General features: G+C 32.4%; 1 protein-coding gene and 1 rRNA gene. One reads left to right on the forward strand and one right to left on the reverse strand.

Annotation, left to right across the window (positions count from 1 at the left end):
- Positions 1-78 (forward strand): 5S ribosomal RNA (gene rrf / locus ACIQXH_RS20470); the annotation flags it as partial.
- Between the two features lie 1,007 nt (positions 79-1,085).
- Here the strand turns inward: rrf and ACIQXH_RS20365 are convergent.
- Entirely contained in the window at positions 1,086-1,442 is a 357-nt protein-coding gene (locus tag ACIQXH_RS20365) for a class I SAM-dependent methyltransferase (protein WP_402876142.1), read from the reverse strand.
- Between the last annotated feature and the right edge of the window lie 901 nt (positions 1,443-2,343).

Consider the following 2,343-nt stretch of genomic DNA (forward strand, 5'->3'; position numbering starts at 1 on the left):
TCCGAACACGGCAGTTAAGCTCTTCAGCGCCGATGGTAGTTGGGGGTTTCCCCCTGTGAGAGTAGGACGCCGCCAAGCCATTTCAAGGTCAGCCACTAGGCTGGCCTTTTTTGTGTTCTCAATAAAAATGGAACATGGGTTACTTTTGTAGAGGGAAAGAGCTTTACCTATAAATAAAGAATTAAATTCATATCTTATTTTAGCAATAGTTTTACAAATTACGTTATAAGGTGGAGGGGACTTCCAAAGTTTTATCCCTTTCTACACACTCATATATTAAAAAAAACTTATTCTCATATTTAAAGTGCTGTGTTTTTTATAAACGATGGTCTATATTACATAACAAATTAAATATTATCTGTACCCCTTATACTGCGGGTTATTTTTTATTAATGAAGGTAGACTCAATAATGAAAGTAATGAGCATATAAACAGTAATTTATAACGCTCTATTCAACATGATATTAATTATAGATTTCAAAGACCTAACTCAAAATCTTCATGATTGGAATTTAAAATTAAAATAATAAATTGAGAGGAGCTGCGCGCAATAGTCAATAAAACTGGCTATTAGATCAGTTCCTTTTAGATTTTCTAAAAAAAGATCAACTCCAGGACTTATAACTTTAAAGCCTCTGCTAGTTCTATAAGAAGCAGAAAAGAAAATATTAAACAGTTGCTCGAACTATATAACAAGAAAATGTTATAGGTAAACCATCTTTTGTGGCATTTTGCTCGAAAATCTTAGATACTTCATACAAGTTTTTTTCTTTTAAAGTTTCATAAATGGAAGGGTGTTGACCGAAACAACGTAATTTTAAAACATCCAATGGGGAGTGAATATACTCTGTACTATTTATTGCTTCAATCTTAGAATGAGAGAACTTACTAATATCAATTCTATGATTAATGAGATTTAAGATTGGAGTTCCTATTGAAGAATCAAAGAGGTTAGGAAATAAAAGGGGTAATAATTTGTCTCATCTCCAGGATGGAGACCAATTATTTTGCCACCACTTTTTATAACTTTCTTAAGGTATGGATATGCGGATGTAGGACCTTTCCTTATGTATGCACAATCAAATTCATCCATCAAAAGGCAATCCATTTTTTATATTTCCTAAAACAAAAGATACATTTGGTTTTTTATCTTTTAGCCTAACTTGTAAGAACTTTTCTGTTACATCAAACCCTATTATTTCTTTTGCTACCGAGCCACATTCATTTGTTAGCTCGCCGTGTCCACATCCAACATCCAATACTTTCCTTCCAACTGTGATTTTAGTTACTTCTTTATCAAATATTGATTCTCCGTTAGGCTCTGTTAGTGTAGAATTCCAAGAATATATGTATTTACCCTGAATGTCACTAAGTTGTTTATACCATTCTATCGAATGTGGCTGCACCCATTCTGTAAAAGTTGTAGGGTCTGTTGATTGCATATACAATCCCCCTTAATAGATCTAAAATAATTATTATTCTTTAAGTTAATAAAAAGTCCTCCTTCTTCAACTAAACCGCCTCGTTAGTTTAAGCGTAACATTTCACAAACAATATTCCCTTACGAAAATCAACCCTTATCTTTAACACAGCCTATAACATAATACGAACCGTTTGTTATTAATTTCACCGTATCATGTAAATGGGTAATGCCCTCTGACTGTTTTAAGAGTTATATTTGAGTTAGAAGTAACTTAAATTCGCTTAATAAGTTAAGCTGTATAATCAGAGTGTAAGGATATTAAGCATTCACATTAGGAGAACTCGTTTCATTTACGCCCCTGGTGGTGCAGCTCTCTATCATAAGTTCAATAAGGGGATTCTCCATTAACCTTAGATATGGACCTTTAATATTAATATAGACTCATGTCAGCTTACTTGTTTCATAATTGTGATATTAGAATGATATCTGCAAGAGTAACAAGAGTGGTGTGTAATATCTGACTAAGGCTCTATATAGAAATTATTTGCTCCTTATTTAAAAGGCTATCCCTTTATGGTAGAAAGTAATAATTGTCCTTGATTAACATTGAAAGCTTATTGTGTATAAATGAAGAGTGGAGGGATAATCCTTCCCTTAAAGAGTACTGTCAGTGGTACTTGTTATCCAATGGAGGAGGAACATTATTATCCTAATAAATTATAATAAGGTATTTCACTTAAATGTGTTGACTTTGAAACTGAAAAGGATTAATATAAATAAGCACTAAGAAAACAAACGCAAAACTTCATTGCTTATAGCTGAATCGCTAGAAGAAATGACACAATAAAAACTATTGACTTCTTATAAAGAAAATGATAAGATGAAATGGTCGCTGAAAAACACAGCGATTAAAAATAAGT

The sequence above is a fragment of the Peribacillus sp. NPDC097225 genome (assembly GCF_044761955.1).
Lineage (GTDB): Bacteria > Bacillota > Bacilli > Bacillales > DSM-1321 > Peribacillus.

What these genes read in the sequence shown, in the direction of transcription:
- ACIQXH_RS20365 (WP_402876142.1), bottom strand. Translation starts at nt 1,442, where the DNA reads ATGCAATCAACAGACCCTACAACTTTTACAGAATGGGTGCAGCCACAT.